The sequence below is a fragment of the Noviherbaspirillum album genome (assembly GCF_035916955.1).
In the GTDB taxonomy this organism is placed as follows: domain Bacteria; phylum Pseudomonadota; class Gammaproteobacteria; order Burkholderiales; family Burkholderiaceae_D; genus Noviherbaspirillum; species Noviherbaspirillum album.
Genome location: NZ_JAWIIV010000018.1, coordinates 51777 through 68858, shown reverse-complemented (window position 1 = coordinate 68858; position 17082 = coordinate 51777). Strand labels below are relative to the sequence as shown.

Sequence of the window (17082 nt, the reverse complement as noted above, 5' to 3'; positions counted from 1 at the left end):
ATGCAAAGCCCAGTCGCGGCCTGCGGAATGTAGGCGAATCCCTCCGTCTCCGCCAAGGATTTAAAAATGCCCCGCAAGGGGCGTTTTTCATTGAAGCGGGCAGGGCGCACGGCAAGCGTCAATCAACGCCCTTGATCAATCCATCGATCGTATGCGCCTGCACCACGTGTTCGAGCTCGTCGACGATGCGGCAGGTCAGGTGGGACCGTGCCTGCTGCGGCAGGGCGTCGTAATAGTTCCGAGTGAATTGCATGTCATGATGCTTTGCGTTGGTGGCATCAGGCGCGTCGACCCCGAGCACGAACACCGGCCGGGACTTGTCGGAACGGTTGGCGGTGCCGCGGTGTATCGCCAACGCGGAGCGCGCCGAGATGTCCCCCATCTTCGGGTACTTGCGCTGCGCGCGCGCCTCGTAGCGATGATAGTGCGAGGGCGGCGGGAACATGCCCTTGTCGCATCCCTCGAATTCATCCCATTGCGTGCCGGGCGCGATTTCGAATGGGCCCATGTCCTCTTCAACGTCAACCGTTGTGATGTTGAAGGCAAGCGAGTTGAGGCGGCGGCCGACGCGCGTGGCATCGGGCATGGAAAAGTCCCGATGCCATGGCTGGTTGGCCGCTCCCGGACCCGGGACATCGAAGCCGGCTTCGACAATCCGGTATTCCGGGCCGAGAACGGCTGTGCAGACGGCAACTACCCATGGATGGGTGATGAGGTCGACGAAGCCGCGGATGCGTTCCGGATGCACTTCCACATAAAAGCGGTTCGGCCCGCGGCCGAGGGCGCCGCCCGGGCGCCTCAGCGCCTCCGCAAACAGCATGTCGATATCCTGGCGCAGGCTTTCCACCCAATGGCGCTCGAACGCGCCTTTAAGGCCAATGATTCCATCGCCATAAAGACCGCGCATGATGTCGGCGGTATCGAAGTGATCATATCGGGGTTGCAGTACTGCGCTCATGTCTCGTCCTTGAATGGAATGGCGGCGCGCTTGGCGGAAAGCCGCATTGCGCACCTGTCAATGCTGGGTCGGTGGTGGCTGCCGGCCACATGGCTGGAGGCTCAGCGGAAGACAGGCGGCAGGTATTGAAAGTGCCCGATGCCGCGCAAATATTTTTCCGGTTTGCATCTTTGGCAACCGATTTGAAAACCGTAGAAACAGAGGTCACGCAAAAATTGCGACCAAGGCCCTAAATTGGGCAAAACCTCTGCCGTTAAGGAATCAGACGGAAGCTTTTTCAAATATTTTTTTCCGCAACCCTAAAGTTCGGCGTTTTGCTGCCGTAATACAACAAAGCCATGCGTTCGACGACTGCGGTATCCGGCAAAAATAGAAATTTTGTTGGTGGCAAGGCGGACGGAGCAGGCAAGTTTTTTAAAAATTTTCCCTTCGGCAAGGCCGGCAAACATTGCAGTTGATTCAGCTGCAACCCAAGCGCCAAGCCACTCTCCGGGCTTTGAAAGAAGCGCGGCCATCGGCATGCTCGGCGCTTGTAAGACAAACGCCGACAATCCGCCTTACCCCTCGTCTGACGCGAAATATGGGTGCACTCCGATTTTCCCAATTTTCGTCCGCGTTCAGAATCACTCTCAATGCAGTGCCAACAGGAAACTGCAGCCAAAGTTGATAGGGGTTCAAGATGACGACGAACGACATGCTGGCAGAAATCCGGGACGCCAATTTGAGTTACCTCATGCTGGCGCAGCAGATGATTCGTTCTGACAAGGCGGCGGCGGTATTCCGGCTCGGTATCACCGGTGAAATGGCGGACTTGCTCGAGGGGTTGAACAATGCCCAGATACTGAAGCTTGCCGGTACCAACATGATGCTGGCGCGCTTCCGTTTCGACGATGGCGCGATCCTTGGCATGCTGACCAATTACAGCAAGGGACGCAGCCTGTCGCAGACGCACGGCGCCATCCTGATGGCGGGGCAGAAGGTCGAGGAATTGTCCTGAACGGCGTTGCCGCTTCGGGTTTGGTGCATGACAAGAGGACAGCATGACGAAAAAGAGCGTGGTGACGGAAGCGCAGGACATCCAGCTTGCGATCGAACTGATCAATCTGGGCGCGCGCCTGCAGTTGCTCGAATCGGAGACGTCGCTTTCGCGTGAACGACTGCTCAAGCTCTACAAGGAGCTTAAGGGTGTGTCGCCGCCGAAGGGCATGCTGCCGTTCTCGACCGACTGGTTCATTACCTGGCAGCCAAACATTCATTCGTCCCTGTTCATCAATATTCACAAATACCTGGTCGAGCACGCGCAGATCTCGGGCATCGAGGCCATCATGAAGGCCTACAAGCTCTATCTCGAGCAGGTGGAGCCGGATGCGTCCGGCGAGCCCGTACTGTCGCTTACCCGCGCCTGGACCCTTGTCCGCTTCTTCGAAAGCAAGATGCTGGAAACCGCATGCTGCAGCAAGTGCGGCGGCGACTTCGTCGTGCACCGCCTGGATTTGCACAATGACTACATATGCGGCCTTTGCCACATGCCTTCGCGCGCCGGCAAGACCAAGAAGCTGAAGGAAGAAAGTGCGGGAACGTCCGCGCCGCTGTTCCAGGCCTGAACGCCGCCCGTTCATTTCAATCACGCTCCATGATCAGCAGGCGCTCGCAGCCGGGCGCCTCGCCGCGCCGGTTGCTTACTATTCCTCCCGCGGTCCAGGCATTTCTCATTCAGTGCATTGCACTGCCGATCACTCTGGGCATTGCTTTTCACGTGCTGCCGCGCTTCGGCATGCAGCTCAATGTGGCCACGGCCATGCTGCTGCAGGGCGGCATCGCCGCCGCGCTTACCCGCTGGCGCCGGCTCGCGCCCTGGTGGCTGGCCATTCAATGCCTGTTTCCCATTTCCGTGGTGCTGGTCCTGTCGTTCGGTTTGCCGTCATGGATCTTCCTGGCCGCATTCGCCTTGCTGCTCGTTCTGTATTGGAGCACCTTCCGCACCCAGGTTCCCTACTATCCGTCAAACCTGGCTGTCTGGCGGGAAGTCGAGCGGCTGCTGCCGCAGGACCGCCCGGCACGCTTCATCGATATCGGCAGCGGCTTCGGCGGCCTGACGATGCATCTCGCCCGGCGCTTTCCCGATGGACGGTTCGAGGGAATCGAACTCGCTCCGCTGCCATGGTTCGCCAGTCTTGTGCGGGCGCGCTTGCGTCGCAGCCGGGGGCGCTTCCTGCGAGGCGACTATGCCGACCTCGACTTTGGCGACTATGACGTGATCTTTGCCTACCTTTCGCCGGCAGCCATGCCCGCGCTCGTCAGCAAGGCGCAAGCCGAGATGAAGCCCGGAAGCCTGCTCCTCAGCCATGAATTCGCGATGCCCGGCGTCGAGCCGCAGCTGGTCCTGTATCCCGGTGGCGGTCATGATGCCTTGTTCGGCTGGTATCGCTGATCCGGTCTCAACCGCTGACAAGATGCAATCCGGTTCAAGTTCGAGCGGATTCGGCCGTTATTTTCCGATGAACCCTGCCTGCGCAGGCACGTTTGACCACAACTGCGCAGAGAATGGTTGTGAAGGACAGCCTGAATTGGCAAAATGGTTGAACTAAGGAAATATACCTAACCAGAGTACCGGTTCTGACAGGCGCATTGCTGCAAAGCGCCTGCAGAACATCAGTCATCAAACCGGAGCGCGGCCCTTGTTAGTCATTGTTGGATACATCATCGTTTGTGGTTCCGTGTTCGGCGGTTTTATTCTGGCGGGCGGGCATGCAGCCATCCTTTTCCAGCCGATCGAATTGCTGATGATCGGCGGCGCAGCCTTTGGCGCTTTCTTCGTCGGTAACAACACAAAATCCATCAAGGCCACGATAAAAGCGTTGCCTTCCGTTCTGAAGGGCTCGAAGTACAACAAGGCCCTATACATGGAATTGATGACCCTGCTGTTCGAAATTCTCAGCAAGGTGCGCAAGGAAGGCCTGATGTCGATTGAAGGCGATATCGAGGAGCCGGAACAAAGCCCCATCTTCAGCAAATACCCGGGCATCCTGGCGGACCATCATATCGTCGAATTCATGACCGATTACCTGCGCCTGATGGTGTCGGGGAACATGGATGCCTTCCAGATCGAGAACCTGATGGACAACGAGATCGATACCCATCATGCCGAAGCCGAGGTGCCTATCCACTGCGTGGCCAAGCTGGGCGACGGCCTCCCTGCGTTCGGCATCGTGGCAGCGGTGATGGGTGTGGTGCACACCATGGAGTCGGTCGGCTTGCCCCCCTCGGAACTGGGAATCCTGATTGCAAAGGCGCTGGTCGGTACCTTCCTTGGCATTCTGCTGGCGTACGGCTTCGTAGGCCCGCTGGCCGGTCTGCTGGAGCAGAAGCTGCATGAGTCGTCGAAAATGTTCCAGTGCGTCAAAGTGACGCTGCTGGCCAGCCTGAATGGCTATGCTCCGGCCCTCGCGGTGGAATTCGGCCGCAAGGTTCTTTTTTCGACCGAGCGTCCGTCGTTCAGCGAGCTTGAAGAGCACATCAAGTCATCCAAATCCAAGTAACACCTCGAGACACGACAGGCAACGCGAGACATGGCTGACGAAGGCTTACGCCCGATTATCGTTAAACGCATCAAGAAGGGTGGAGGCGGCCATCACGGCGGTGCATGGAAGATCGCCTATGCCGACTTCGTGACGGCGATGATGGCCTTCTTCCTGCTGATGTGGCTGCTCGGTTCCACCGCGAAGGGCGATCTGCAGGGCATCGCGGAATATTTCAAGACGCCGCTCAAGGTGGCGATGTCGGGCGGCTCCGGTTCCGGCGACAGCTCCAGCCTCGTCCAGGGCGGCGGCAAGGATCTCACCCGCAAGGACGGCCAGGTCAAGAAGGGCGACGACCCGGAAATGAAGAAGACCTACAACCTCCAGGCTGCGCATCTGAAGGAAGCGCAGCAGGAGCTCGAACGCGCCGAACTTGCTCGCTTGCGCAGCCTGAAAACCCGGATCGAGGAAGCGATCGAGGCACGTCCGGCGCTGCGGCAGTTCAAGAGCCAGCTGCTAATCGATATCACCACCGACGGATTGCGTATCCAGATCGTCGACGAACAGAACCGGCCGATGTTCGCGCTCGCCAGGGCCGAGCTGCAGCCCTACACCAAGGACATCCTGTATGAAATCGGGCGCGCACTGAACGACATGCCCAACAGGGTGAGTCTTTCCGGACATACCGATGCCACGCCGTACGCGAACGGCGAAAAGGGTTACAGCAACTGGGAACTGTCGGCCGACCGCGCCAATGCGTCGCGGCGCGCATTGCTGGCCGGAGGCATGGATGAAAGCAAGGTGCTGCGGGTGGTCGGCTTGTCGTCCGCAGTCCTGTTCGACAAGGAAAATCCGCTCAATCCGATCAACCGGCGCATCAGCATCATCGTAATGAACCGCAAGGCGGAGGAAAGTGCATTGAAGGATGGCAGCACGATCGAGGTGCAGGCTGCATCTCAGGTGAAGCCGGACATAGGTAGCACGGTTGCGAAACCGGAGCCGGTCAAGTGAAGGATGGTCGTCAGCAGTCGACGCAATAAGGTCGACGGACTAACGGGGTGGGGACGGGACATTTCCATGACTAAAGAGAAACAGCTGGGCTCGCAGGTGCAGAACCTGCTCTCCAATTTGTCGGATCATGGCACGCAGCATTTGAACGAAGTCGAGACTGACCTGGCGCAAACCAGTCTGCTGCTCGGCGAGGCGATCGAGAAGCTGGGAGCCAGTTTCATGGCAATCCATGAAGCGGTCACTTCCCAGCAGGCGACGATCGACTTGCTGCTGTCGGGCGTGTCGCTGACGCCGGAATTGGCGGGCCAGCTGAAGGCGCGCCATGCCGAGATCAGCCAGCACGTCAATTCAGCGGTCACCGGCCTGCAGTTCCAGGACATGACCGGCCAGCTGATCGGCAGAACGGTGCGGCGCGTGAGCGGTTTACGGGAAGTGCTCGGCGGCCTGGGGGCGGGCAGTTCCGGTATCTCCGACAGCAATGCGGAAGAAATCGTCGTTTCGCTCCACGCGATCAACAAGGTGCTCGAGGAGCAGAGCGTCAAGCTGGAAAGCGCGTTGTGGAAGGCGGTTTGCCAAACGCACATGGAAAGCGGCGACGTCGAGCTGTTCTGAGCGCCATATTTCACGCGTACGCAATACAGGAAAACCGGACCGATCCGGAAACGAAAACAGCAGGACAAACAGCAGGAGTTAGAAAATGGCAAAAACGATATTGGCGGTAGACGATTCGGGTTCGCTGCGACAAATGGTCGTGTTCAGCCTGCGGGCAGCCGGCTACCAGGTCACCGAGGCGGTCGACGGGCAGGACGGCCTCGACAAGGCGAAGACCCAGGTGTTCGACCTGGTGCTGACGGACCAGAACATGCCGCGCATGGATGGGCTTAGCCTCATCCGTTCGCTGCGCGGCCTGCCGACCTACCAGAAAGTGCCCATTCTCATGCTGACCACCGAGTCCAGCGATGAAATGAAATCCAAGGGCAGGGCCGCCGGCGCCAACGGCTGGCTGGTCAAGCCTTTCGATCCCCAGCGCCTGACGGAAGTCGTGAAGAAGGTGATCGGCTGAGGCCGTTCCCGCCGCCATCACTGCAACCAAGTAGAGCGTAGATCACGGAGTTCCAATATGACCATTGATATGAGCCAGTTCTTCCAGGTGTTCTTTGACGAGACCGAAGAACTTCTCGCAGAAATGGAAAAACTGCTCCTGGCAATCGATATCGCGTCCCCGGACGAAGAGGATCTGAATGCCATTTTCCGCGCCGCCCATTCGATCAAGGGCGGCGCCGGCACGTTCGGTCTCAATGACCTGACGGAGGTCACCCATGTGCTGGAGTCGCTGCTGGACAAGATACGCAAGGGCGAGATGGCCTTGTCGGCCGAGCACGTGGATGCCTTCCTCATGGCCAAGGACGTGCTGAAGATGCAGCTCGACGGCCATCGCCTGCAAACGCCGGTCGATCAGGAAGCCGTTGCCGATGCCCGCATGATGCTGGAGTCGCTGTCCGAGGGCGAGGTGCCGAAGGCGGCGCCGGCGGCGTCGCTGGAGATGGCGCCGAGGCAGCCATCCGCCATTATTCCGTCCGACGGCAGCGCGCGTTGCTTCCGCATCGAATTGCCCAAGATCGCGGAGCGCGACGTCGATGCGCTGTTCGCGGAGCTTGGGCTGCTTGGGCAGGCCGCCAGGCAAACGGCGCCGGACGGCCATACGATATTTACGCTTGTCGGCGGCAGCAGCCGCGATGAAATCATTTCCATCTGCTCCTTCATCGTTGATACCGATGAACTGAAGATTCTCGAGGAAACGCCGCCGCAACAGATGACCGCGGCGGAACTCAAGGCCGCGCAGGAAGAGGCACAAGGTTACGGCTTCTTCGATCCGATCGAGCCGGGCGAGGCGCAGACCGACCAGCAGCGCGCCGCGGCGAAGGCCGCGCAGGAAGCCGCGCAAGGTTACGGCTTCTTTGAAGGATTCGAGCCACCGGTACGGAAGGAGTCGCAGGAAACCGAAGCAAACGCGGCGGCTTCGGCGGCTGCAGCCGTCCTGCAGCAGGAAGCGGCGAGCGCAGCGCTGGTCGACAAGAAGGCAGCCGCAAAGCGCGAGACGGACAAGGCGAATCACAACGCCGAGACGTCTTCCATCCGCGTCGGCATCGAAAAGGTGGACCAGCTGATCAACCTGGTCGGCGAACTCGTCATTACCCAAGCCATGATCGAGCAGCGCACCAGCACGCTCGATCCCATGCTGCACGAGAAGCTGCTCAACAGTGTCAGCCAGCTGACGCGCAATACGCGCGACTTGCAGGAAGCGGTGATGTCGATCCGCATGATGCCGATGGATTACGTGTTCTCGCGTTTTCCGCGCATGGTGCGCGACCTTGCCAGCAAGCTTGGCAAGCGCATCGAATTCGTGACCCACGGCGCCGCTACCGAGCTCGACAAGGGCCTGATCGAGCGCATCGTCGATCCGCTCACCCACCTGGTGCGCAACAGTATCGATCACGGCATCGAAATGCCCGAGGTGCGCAAGGCGGCCGGCAAGAGCGAGCGTGGCCGCCTGTCGCTGTCTGCCGGCCATCAGGGCGGCAATATCGTCATCGAGGTCACCGACGACGGCGGCGGCCTGAACCGGGACAAGATCCTGGCCAAGGCCAGGTCGCAGGGGCTGCCCGTCGCCGACACGATGACGGATGCGGATGTCTGGCAGCTCATCTTCGCACCAGGATTTTCCACCGCCGACGCCGTGACCGACGTCTCGGGACGCGGCGTCGGCATGGATGTGGTAAAGCGCAATATCACTGCCATGGGCGGAGTGGTGGATATCCGTTCGGCCAAGGGATTCGGCACCACCATCTCGATTTCCCTGCCGCTGACCCTGGCCATCCTCGACGGCATGTCGATCAAGGCAGGAGAGGAAATCTACATCCTGCCGCTCGGCTACGTGGTCGAGTCGCTGCAGCCCGAACCCGCGGATGTCAAGGAGATCAGCGGCCAGGGACGCGTGGTCAAGGTACGCGGAGAGTATCTGCCGCTGATCCCGCTGTACCAGATGTTTGGCATCGAACCGCGTTTTTCGGATCCTTCGCAAGGCATCGTGGTGATCCTCGAATCGGAAGGCAGGAAAGCCGCGCTGTTCGTTGACGAGCTGGTCGGCCAGCAGCAGGTGGTGGTCAAGAACCTTGAATCGAATTACCGCAAGGTGGCCGGCATATCCGGGGCCACCATTTTGGGCGACGGCGGCGTCTCACTGATCATCGATGTCGCGGCCCTGCTGCGATCCAGTCGTCAGCTTGCTGACGAATCGATTTTTTCCTGATTTTCCTATACTTCTTGATTAGGACCTCAACATGACACAAGCAGTACAGATGAATGCTCCGGCTGCCGGAGACAAATCCGACAAGGATATCGCCGGCCAGGAATTCCTCGCCTTCACCCTGGGCAAGGAGGAGTACGGCATCGACATTCTCAAAGTTCAGGAAATCCGCGGTTATGAAACCGTAACCCGTATTGCCAATGCACCCGACTTCATCAAAGGCGTGGTGAACCTGCGCGGCATCATCGTGCCGATCGTGGACATGCGCATCAAGTTCAACCTGGGCGAGCCAACCTACGACCAGTTCACTGTCGTCATCATTTTGAACATCGGCGGACGCGTCGTGGGCATGGTGGTCGACAGCGTGTCGGACGTCATCACGCTCTCGCCCGAGCAGATCAAGCCGGCCCCGGAAATGGGCACCGCGCTCAATACCGATTACCTCATCGGTTTGGGCACCATCGATCAGCGCATGCTGATCCTGGTGGACATCGACAAGCTGATGTCCAGCGCCGAAATGGGCCTGATCGAACAGCTCGCCGCCTGAGCGAAAAGCCTGCCCAGGGCCTGTCGGCCCGGACAGCCTGGAACCGGCTCGGCACCGATACAGCAGCAATAAAGAAATAGCGCAGCATAGAAAAGAAGCACTCACACCATAAAAATCGGCATGCCGGCAACGTACCGGCATGCATGCTGGAGACTTGAGAATGGATAGCAGGAGGCAGGGAAGGTCGGGATCGGGCCGCAATTGATCTTCAATCCCTGCCGCGGCGTATCCATTCGCTTCAGCACTCACCCGGAGGGTAGAAGAGACAATGTTTAACAACCTGACCATCAAATCCCGGCTTGTCTTCGTCATAGGCCTGTTGTCGCTGCTGCTTGTCGGCAGCGGGGTCGTCGGCATTTCGAGCCTGAGCACGGCCAATTCGTCACTGAAGGCGATCTACGACGATCGCATGGTCCCGATAGGGCAACTCAATCAGATCGTTCGTTTGTCGAACGAAAACCGCATGGCGGTGGCCGAATCGATGAACGGCGACCCGGCCGTGGTCGTCAAGCGCATGGATGAGGTCGACCGTCGCTCCGCCGAAGTCGACAAGCTCTGGGAAACCTTCATGGCGAACGGCCTGGATGCGGAAGAAAAGGCACGTGCCGCCAAATCGCTGGAGATGCGCAAAAAATATGTCGCCGAAGGCCTCAAGCCTACCGTCGATGCCTTGCGTGCCGCCAATGTGCAGCAGGCGATGGAACTGCTGCAGGGGCCGATGAGCCAGCATTATGCGCAATTCCAGGAGCACATCGACGGCCTCATCAAGCATGAGGAAAGCGTGGCGCGCAAGGAGTTCGAAAAGACGCAGAGCATGTATCTCATGGTTCGCAACATGTCGATTGCCGCCATGGTCTTCGGTGTCGGCCTTGCGGCACTGATCGGTTTCTGGCTGATCCGCGCGATTTCCGCACCGCTGAACGAGGCGGTGCGCGTGGCGAAGGCAGTGGCCTCCGGCGACCTTTCTCAGCGCATCGAAATCAAGTCGAATGACGAAACCGGGCAATTGCTCACCGCGCTGAAAGCCATGACCGAAAGCCTGTCGCATACCGTGGGCCAGGTGCGCGTGAGCACCGAAAGCATCGGCGTGGCGTCGCGCGAGATCGCGGCCGGCAATGCCGACCTGTCTTCCCGCACCGAATCGCAGGCCAGTTCGCTGGAAGAAACCGCTTCCTCGATGGAAGAACTGACTTCCACCGTCAAGCAGAATGCCGAGAATGCGCGCCAGGCCAACCAGCTGGTGGTTTCCGCCTCCGACGTCGCCGTGCGCGGCGGCCAGGTGGTCGGGCAGGTGGTCGAGACCATGGGCTCGATCAAGGACAGCTCGCGCAAGGTGGTCGACATCATTGGCGTGATCGACGGCATCGCCTTCCAGACCAACATCCTGGCGCTCAACGCGGCGGTGGAAGCCGCACGTGCCGGCGAACAGGGCAGGGGCTTCGCGGTGGTGGCGGCGGAAGTACGCAACCTGGCGCAGCGCTCGGCGGGCGCGGCGAAGGAGATCAAGGGCTTGATCAGCGACTCGGTGGAGAAGGTCGATGCCGGAGGCAAGCTGGTCGACGAGGCGGGCAAGACCATGAACGAGATCGTCACATCGGTCAAGCACGTGGCCGACATCATGAACGAGATCACCGCCGCCAGCCAGGAGCAGAGCTCGGGCATCGAGGAGGTCAATCGCGCGATTGCCGAGATGGACGAGATGACGCAGCAAAACGCGGCCCTGGTCGAGCAGGCCGCAGCGGCGGCCGGAAGCATGCAGGATCAGTCAATCAAGCTGGAACAGGCTGTGGCCGTATTCAAGCTCGGTACGGGCGGCATGCAACCCGCATCGGCCGCTGTCCAGCCGGCTCGTTCCACTGTCCTGCCCGATGCGCGTGCGGCCGCGGCACCTGCCGTTCGGAGCGGCAAGGTGGTCGCCTTATCGTCCCCGAAAGCGAAAACCTCCCGCAGCAGCGACGAATGGGAAGAGTTCTGATTGTCCGTATCACGCCGTAAAGTCAGCATGACTTTGCGGCCCGGCGCATAGCGAAGCCGCTCGGGCTTCGCCATGGAATGTCTCAAGGCGTTCTTCCGCCTACAGGCGCGCGGTACCACGCATCTCCTTTTTCTTTTCAATTTCACAACGCATTTTCTCGGTGCCGCACCTGCTCGGTCAATATCCCGTGGCGGCGTGGCGCTTCCTGTGGCTTTCTTTGCCGATCACATGCTGCGCTTGTAAATAATGCTGCTTTTTCAGCATTTAAGATGGTTCGCGACATTTCTTCGGGGTAATATATTCCTCGTGAAAGCCGGTCAAGCGGAGCCGCTGCGCCGAACGCAATGGACGGTGCCTGAATGGTCCGTTCGGTTATTCCAAGACAAGTACAAATCGATATTGCCGGAACGGCCGGTACCAAAAGCGAGAGGGACACTTATATGAATCTGCGCAGCTTGAAAATCGGCGCGCGTCTCGGGGCAGGCTTCGGCGTCATTCTCGCCATCCTCGTGCTGAGCATTGTCATTGGCAACGTGCTGACGACGAATAACAAGAAAAAGCTTATCGATGGGCTGGAAACTTCGAATACAAAGAGCCAGCTGGTGGCGACGATGAAGAGCGCCTTGCTCGAAGGCGGCGTCGGCATGCGCAATATCGGCTTGCAGTCCGATGTGGGCGAGATGCAAAAGGAAGAAGCCCGCGTCAAGGCGCACAACAAGCGCTACGCGGAGGCGCGCGACAAGCTGGCCGCGCTAGGCCTGACGGATGCGGAGAAAAAGATTGTCGCGGAAATCGCCAGGCTGGACCAGGAAATAGCGGCCCCGTTCACGGATGCCATCGGCCAGGCCATGGCATTCAACAGTGAAGGCGCGGCGAAAGTGATCGCGAGCCGCATCGATCCGCTGAACCAGCAGGCAGTTGCGGAAATGGACAAGTTGGTGGCGCTGCAGCAGGTTGCCACGAATGAAGTCCTGAGCGGTTCAGTCGATGCCGACAGAAAACTGCTGGTGCTCCTGTTCGCGCTTGGCGCGGTAGCGCTTGCGGTTGGCGGCGTATTCGCATGGGTGATCACCCGCAGCATTATCGTTCCGCTGAACCAGGCGGTGGCCGTGGCAAGCCGCGTTGCTACCGGCGATCTTACCTCGCGCATCGAGGAAAACAGCCGCGATGAAATCGGCCAGCTGTTCAATGCGCTGCGCCAGATGAACGACAGCCTCGCCCAGATTGTCGGCAATGTCCGGGCTGGCACGGAAAGCATCGGCGTGGCATCGCGCGAGATCGCGGCCGGCAATGCTGACCTGTCCTCCCGCACCGAATCGCAGGCCAGTTCGCTGGAAGAAACCGCTTCCTCGATGGAAGAACTGACTTCCACCGTCAAGCAGAATGCCGAGAATGCGCGCCAGGCCAACCAGCTGGTGGTTTCCGCCTCCGACGTCGCCGTGCGCGGCGGCCAGGTGGTCGGGCAGGTGGTCGAGACCATGGGCTCGATCAAGGACAGCTCGCGCAAGGTGGTCGACATCATTGGCGTGATCGACGGCATCGCCTTCCAGACCAACATCCTGGCGCTCAACGCGGCGGTGGAAGCCGCACGTGCCGGCGAACAGGGCAGGGGCTTCGCGGTGGTGGCGGCGGAAGTACGCAACCTGGCGCAGCGCTCGGCGGGCGCGGCGAAGGAGATCAAGGGCTTGAGCAGCGACTCGGTGGAGAAGGTCGATGCCGGAGGCAAGCTGGTCGACGAGGCGGGCAGGACGATGGACGAGATCGTCACATCGGTCAAGCATGTGGCCGACATCATGAACGAGATCACTGCCGCCAGCCAGGAACAGAGCTCGGGCATCCAGGAAGTCAGCCAGGCTATCACGCAGATGGATGAAATGACCCAACGCAACGCGGCCCTGGTGGAAGAGGCCGCCGCGACGGCGGAAGGTATGCAGAACCAGGCTGCCGCCTTGGCACAGACGGTTGCGGTATTCAAGCTGCAGGAAGGAAGCGGATATGCCCAGCCTCCCGCAGCGATTGCCAAGCCGGTCGTGGCAAGCGCTGCCGCATCGAGGCTTGAAGGTAAGGCAGCGCAGGCAGCGAAGGTGCCTGCGCGTTCGCAGATATCCAGGCCGGCGGCAAGCAGGATGCCGGCAGTGCCGGACGCCCGACGGCAACCGGCCGGCACCGGCGATGATTGGGAGGAATTCTGAGTCTATTGATTCCCGTGCAATTCCGTTAAAGGCAAAATGCGGGGCGCCGATAAGAATAGAGAAGGCCTTGCAACAGAACAAATAAACCGTCCCGCACGAGAATCAGGGGGAACGGATGCAGGCAGAACGATGCGGTAGCCATCCTATTTGGGAGATGAAATGGAAATCATGAAACGAAAGCCAGTTCAATATCTCGCGCTTGGAGTCGCCACGATCACGGGAGGCATGGCGGCGGGAGCGCTCGGCCACTTGATCGGCGGCGACAGCGTGGGACCGATCGCGGCTGCGGCGCTCGCATCGTCGGCGTCAGCGCTGATTGCCCTCCTGGCCTACCGCAGAGCCGGCTCGGGTGATGCGTCCGGCGTTGCCGAGCTTGGCGAGGAAGTCGACCACATCATGATCGGCGCCGCAGAAACCTCCTATTTCGTCGATTCGATCAAGAAGAAGGTCGACCAGGACCTGCAGACAACTGAAGAGATCGCCGTTCGCGCCGGACAGACCGTCGACGCAACGGAGCAGATCGCGGCCAACGCGGAGCGCGCTTCACGCGTGGCCGCCGATGTGCGTGCGGAAAGCGTGGCCGGCCGCGCGGAAGTGGACCAGGGATTGCAGCGCATCAGCAATGCGCGCCTGGATGCGCAGACGGCATCGAAGCAGATGTCCGAATTGCAGGAGCGGGCGCGCCGCATCCATGTGATCACCGAAGTGATCAATGAAATCGCCGCGCGCACCAACCTGCTCGCCCTGAACGCCGCGATCGAGGCCGCGCGCGCGGGCGAGCACGGCCGCGGCTTCGCAGTCGTTGCCGGAGAAGTGCGCCAGCTCGCTCAACGTACCAAGTCGGCCACGGACGATATCGGCGCCATGGTGCGGGAAATCAATGAAGAAGCCGAACGCGCCGCGTCGGGCATGACGGCGCTGACGGTGAAGGTCAATGACGCCGCGCAGAACGTGGAAAAGGTGCATGGCTATCTAGGCAATATCGAGCGCTCGGCTGGCGTTTCCGAAAGCGAGATCCAGCAGATCGCAACCGCGTCGCGCGAGCATGTCGAAACGTCGCATCTGATCGCCGATGCCATATCGCGCATCCGCGACGGCATGCTTGCCACGGAAGAGGAGCTGCCGCGCGCGACGCGTTCGGCAATGATGTTGTCCGAGCGTGGCGAAGTCCTGTTCGATGCGCTGGCGCGTTCCAACGCAAAGACTTCGCATGACGAGATCAAGGGCGTGGCCCAGCGCGCCGCGCGCGAGATCGGCAAGCTGTTCGAACAGGCGATCGCCAGCGGCCAGATCACCGAGGCCGCGTTGTTCGACCGCAGCTACAGGCCGGTGCCCAACACCAATCCGCCCAAGCACACGACCAGTTTCGACAGCTTTACCGATCGCGCGCTGCCGGCGATACAGGAAAAGATCCTCGAGAACATGCCGCAGATCGCATATGCCGGCGCGGTGGACAATAACGGTTATTTCCCGACGCATAACAAGAAGTTCTCGAAACCGCTGACAGGCGATTACGACACCGACCTTGTCAATAACAGGACCAAGCGCATCTTCAACGATCGCACCGGATCCCGTTGCGGCTCCAATACCAAGCCCTTCCTGCTGCAGACTTACAAGCGGGATACGGGCGAAGTGATGCATGATCTGTCGGCGCCGATCTATGTGAACGGCCGGCACTGGGGCGGATTCCGGATCGGTTACCGGTCAGCGTCGGCACTGGCGCCGAATGCAGCTTCCTCAGCGGCGGCGACAGCAACAAGGATGCCGGCGCCGTCGGCAATCGAGCACAAGCCGGCACGTGCTTTGAAGGCGATACGGCCGGTACAGGCCCAGCCGAGGAAGCCGGGAAACAGGTAGGGCGCGCGGCGCCGGCATCCTGGCCGCACCGGCCGGGAATCGAGTTGTGATCGAGTAGTGATCGAGTAGTGATCGAGTTGTGAAACAGGTAAGAAAGATGTCTGACCCAATGCAAGTTATCAAACAGGGCAAGAGTGAAGCTTCCAAGGAATTCGATTTCACGTCGCGTGATTTCGAGCGGGTGCGTTCGCTGATACATCGGCGCGCCGGCATCGCACTGGCCGATAGCAAGCAGGAAATGGTGTACAGCCGCCTGGCACGGCGCCTGCGCGCCACCGGTACGCGTTCCTTCCAGGCTTACCTGGACAGCCTGGAGAGCCGGCCCGAGGATGGCGAATGGGAAGCCTTCACCAATGCGCTGACTACCAACCTGACCTCCTTCTTCCGCGAGGCGCATCACTTTCCCATCCTCGCCGAGCATGTACGAAAGCGCAAGGAGCCCGTCACCGTCTGGTGCTCCGCGAGTTCCACCGGAGAGGAACCGTATTCGATCGCCATGACCTTGTGCGAAGCGCTCGGCCCGGCCGCAGCCCAGTCGCACGTGATCGCGACGGACATCGACACCAATGTGCTCAACACCGCGTCCGCCGGAATCTATGCGATGGACCGGCTCGATAAGATGGAACCGGAACGTGCCCGCCGCTTCTTCCTGAAAGGAAAGGGGCAGCATGAGGGTTTCGTACGCGTGCGGCCCGAGCTGCGGCAGATGGTGACGTTCAAGCAGCTCAACCTGCTGTCGGGGGATTGGCCGGTAAGCGGTCCCTTCGATGCCATTTTCTGCCGCAACGTGATGATTTATTTCGACAAGCCGACTCAAGGTAAAATTCTGGCGCGTTTTGCGCCGTTAATGAAGCCGGACGCATTGCTCTTCGCAGGCCACTCGGAAAATTTTCTTTACGTCTCCGACGCCTTCAAGCTGAAAGGCAAGACTGTCTACGAACTTGAAACCCGTGGGGCCGCCATGCAACGTGCCGCAGCATCCCGGATTGAGAAATAATTCATGAGCTACGGAATCGAAGAGCAGTTCGCCACCAATGTCTACTACGATCGCACGTTCGATTGCGACGCGGCGAAAATCCTGCCCGGCGAGTACTACTATACCTGCAAGGACATGCTGATCGTGACGGTGCTCGGCTCCTGCGTTTCGGCCTGCATCCGCGATCGCGTCACGGGCATCGGCGGCATGAACCACTTCATGCTGCCCGATAGCGGCGGCGATGCCGACAGCCCGGTGTCGGCCTCCATGCGATACGGAACCTATGCAATGGAAGTGCTGATCAACGACTTGCTGAAGGCGGGCGCGCGCCGCGAGAACCTGGAAGCCAAGGTATTCGGCGGCGGCAACGTGCTGCGAGGTTTCGTCGCCATCAATGTGGGCGAGCGCAATTCCCAATTCGTGCGCGACTATCTGCGTGCGGAAAATATCCGCATCGTGGCCGAAGACCTGAACGACATCCACCCTCGCAAGGTGTACTACTTTCCGCGCTCCGGCAAGGTGCTGGTCAAGAAGCTCAAGCAACTCAATAACAATACCCTGGTGAACCGCGAGCAGGATTACGCGAGCCGGCTGCAGTCGACGCCGGTGGCGGGAGACATCGAACTGTTCGGCTGATCCGCGGCATGGGTTGAACGGCGCGATCCGCCGCTTCCTATGGATCCGTCGAGAAAATATATTGGGCCGGATCCCCTCACCCCGGCCCTCTCCCAGAGGTAGAGG

At 60.1% G+C, this 17082-nt stretch carries 16 protein-coding genes; 14 read left to right on the top strand and 2 right to left on the bottom strand.

The annotated features are described in order from the left end of the window. Positions 1 to 118: 118 nt before the first annotated feature. Positions 119 to 958, bottom strand: a complete 840-nt coding sequence (locus RY831_RS19785) for a phytanoyl-CoA dioxygenase family protein (RefSeq protein WP_326508108.1) — start codon at positions 956 to 958, stop codon at positions 119 to 121. 299 nt (positions 959 to 1257) lie between these two features. After that, positions 1258 to 1479 carry a hypothetical protein gene (locus RY831_RS19780; protein WP_326508107.1) on the bottom strand — a complete coding sequence of 74 codons (222 nt, stop codon included), beginning with the start codon at positions 1477 to 1479 and terminating at the stop codon, positions 1258 to 1260. Positions 1480 to 1637: 158 nt separating this feature from the next. Here RY831_RS19780 and flhD point away from each other — a divergent pair, with 158 nt between their 5' ends. The 14 genes from flhD to cheD all read left to right on the top strand — a co-directional run bounded on the left by flhD (position 1638) and on the right by cheD (position 16977). Continuing rightward, entirely contained in the window at positions 1638 to 1955 is a 318-nt protein-coding gene (gene flhD / locus RY831_RS19775; RefSeq protein ID WP_326508106.1) for a flagellar transcriptional regulator FlhD, read from the top strand. Between the two features lie 43 nt (positions 1956 to 1998). Continuing rightward, a complete protein-coding gene (gene flhC, locus RY831_RS19770) occupies positions 1999 to 2562 on the top strand; it encodes a flagellar transcriptional regulator FlhC (protein WP_326508105.1) in 564 nt (187 codons plus the stop codon). Between the two features lie 29 nt (positions 2563 to 2591). Then, positions 2592 to 3389: a class I SAM-dependent methyltransferase gene (locus RY831_RS19765; RefSeq protein ID WP_326508104.1), complete on the top strand. Its 798-nt coding sequence runs from the start codon at positions 2592 to 2594 to the stop codon at positions 3387 to 3389. A 247-nt stretch (positions 3390 to 3636) separates the two neighbouring features. Next, on the top strand, positions 3637 to 4497 hold the full coding sequence (gene motA, locus RY831_RS19760) for a flagellar motor stator protein MotA (protein ID WP_326508103.1): 861 nt from the start codon (positions 3637 to 3639) through the stop codon (positions 4495 to 4497). Positions 4498 to 4527: 30 nt separating this feature from the next. Further along, positions 4528 to 5487: a flagellar motor protein MotB gene (gene motB / locus RY831_RS19755; RefSeq protein WP_326508102.1), complete on the top strand. Its 960-nt coding sequence runs from the start codon at positions 4528 to 4530 to the stop codon at positions 5485 to 5487. 66 nt (positions 5488 to 5553) lie between these two features. After that, a complete protein-coding gene (locus RY831_RS19750; RefSeq protein ID WP_326508101.1) occupies positions 5554 to 6099 on the top strand; it encodes a chemotaxis protein in 546 nt (181 codons plus the stop codon). A gap of 85 nt (positions 6100 to 6184) precedes the next feature. Then, entirely contained in the window at positions 6185 to 6550 is a 366-nt protein-coding gene (locus RY831_RS19745; protein WP_151636348.1) for a response regulator, read from the top strand. A 57-nt stretch (positions 6551 to 6607) separates the two neighbouring features. Further along, positions 6608 to 8797: a chemotaxis protein CheA gene (gene cheA, locus RY831_RS19740; RefSeq protein WP_326508100.1), complete on the top strand. Its 2190-nt coding sequence runs from the start codon at positions 6608 to 6610 to the stop codon at positions 8795 to 8797. A 49-nt stretch (positions 8798 to 8846) separates the two neighbouring features. Further along, positions 8847 to 9341 (top strand): chemotaxis protein CheW, encoded by a 495-nt coding sequence (locus RY831_RS19735; protein WP_437126299.1) that lies wholly within the window; start codon positions 8847 to 8849, stop codon positions 9339 to 9341. Between the two features lie 268 nt (positions 9342 to 9609). Beyond that, entirely contained in the window at positions 9610 to 11316 is a 1707-nt protein-coding gene (locus tag RY831_RS19730) for a methyl-accepting chemotaxis protein (RefSeq protein ID WP_326508098.1), read from the top strand. 440 nt (positions 11317 to 11756) lie between these two features. Further along, positions 11757 to 13508 (top strand): methyl-accepting chemotaxis protein, encoded by a 1752-nt coding sequence (locus tag RY831_RS19725; RefSeq protein WP_326508097.1) that lies wholly within the window; start codon positions 11757 to 11759, stop codon positions 13506 to 13508. Between the two features lie 168 nt (positions 13509 to 13676). Then, complete coding sequence (locus RY831_RS19720; protein ID WP_326508096.1) at positions 13677 to 15365, top strand: methyl-accepting chemotaxis protein; 1689 nt, start codon at positions 13677 to 13679, stop codon at positions 15363 to 15365. 109 nt (positions 15366 to 15474) lie between these two features. Continuing rightward, positions 15475 to 16362 carry a CheR family methyltransferase gene (locus tag RY831_RS19715; RefSeq protein WP_326508095.1) on the top strand — a complete coding sequence of 296 codons (888 nt, stop codon included), beginning with the start codon at positions 15475 to 15477 and terminating at the stop codon, positions 16360 to 16362. 3 nt (positions 16363 to 16365) lie between these two features. Further along, positions 16366 to 16977 (top strand): chemoreceptor glutamine deamidase CheD, encoded by a 612-nt coding sequence (gene cheD / locus RY831_RS19710; protein ID WP_326508094.1) that lies wholly within the window; start codon positions 16366 to 16368, stop codon positions 16975 to 16977. Positions 16978 to 17082 lie beyond the last annotated feature (105 nt).

Bases quoted from the DNA above. Each gene is read 5' to 3' on its own strand.
- RY831_RS19785 (WP_326508108.1), bottom strand. From the start codon at position 958: ATGAGCGCAGTACTGCAACCCCGATATGATCACTTCGATACCGCCGAC.
- RY831_RS19780 (WP_326508107.1), bottom strand. From the start codon at position 1,479: ATGCCGATGGCCGCGCTTCTTTCAAAGCCCGGAGAGTGGCTTGGCGCT.
- flhD (WP_326508106.1), top strand. From the start codon at position 1,638: ATGACGACGAACGACATGCTGGCAGAAATCCGGGACGCCAATTTGAGT.
- flhC (WP_326508105.1), top strand. From the start codon at position 1,999: ATGACGAAAAAGAGCGTGGTGACGGAAGCGCAGGACATCCAGCTTGCG.
- RY831_RS19765 (WP_326508104.1), top strand. From the start codon at position 2,592: ATGATCAGCAGGCGCTCGCAGCCGGGCGCCTCGCCGCGCCGGTTGCTT.
- motB (WP_326508102.1), top strand. From the start codon at position 4,528: ATGGCTGACGAAGGCTTACGCCCGATTATCGTTAAACGCATCAAGAAG.
- RY831_RS19750 (WP_326508101.1), top strand. From the start codon at position 5,554: ATGACTAAAGAGAAACAGCTGGGCTCGCAGGTGCAGAACCTGCTCTCC.
- RY831_RS19745 (WP_151636348.1), top strand. From the start codon at position 6,185: ATGGCAAAAACGATATTGGCGGTAGACGATTCGGGTTCGCTGCGACAA.
- cheA (WP_326508100.1), top strand. From the start codon at position 6,608: ATGACCATTGATATGAGCCAGTTCTTCCAGGTGTTCTTTGACGAGACC.
- RY831_RS19735 (WP_437126299.1), top strand. From the start codon at position 8,847: ATGAATGCTCCGGCTGCCGGAGACAAATCCGACAAGGATATCGCCGGC.
- RY831_RS19730 (WP_326508098.1), top strand. From the start codon at position 9,610: ATGTTTAACAACCTGACCATCAAATCCCGGCTTGTCTTCGTCATAGGC.
- RY831_RS19725 (WP_326508097.1), top strand. From the start codon at position 11,757: ATGAATCTGCGCAGCTTGAAAATCGGCGCGCGTCTCGGGGCAGGCTTC.
- RY831_RS19720 (WP_326508096.1), top strand. From the start codon at position 13,677: ATGAAACGAAAGCCAGTTCAATATCTCGCGCTTGGAGTCGCCACGATC.
- RY831_RS19715 (WP_326508095.1), top strand. From the start codon at position 15,475: ATGCAAGTTATCAAACAGGGCAAGAGTGAAGCTTCCAAGGAATTCGAT.
- cheD (WP_326508094.1), top strand. From the start codon at position 16,366: ATGAGCTACGGAATCGAAGAGCAGTTCGCCACCAATGTCTACTACGAT.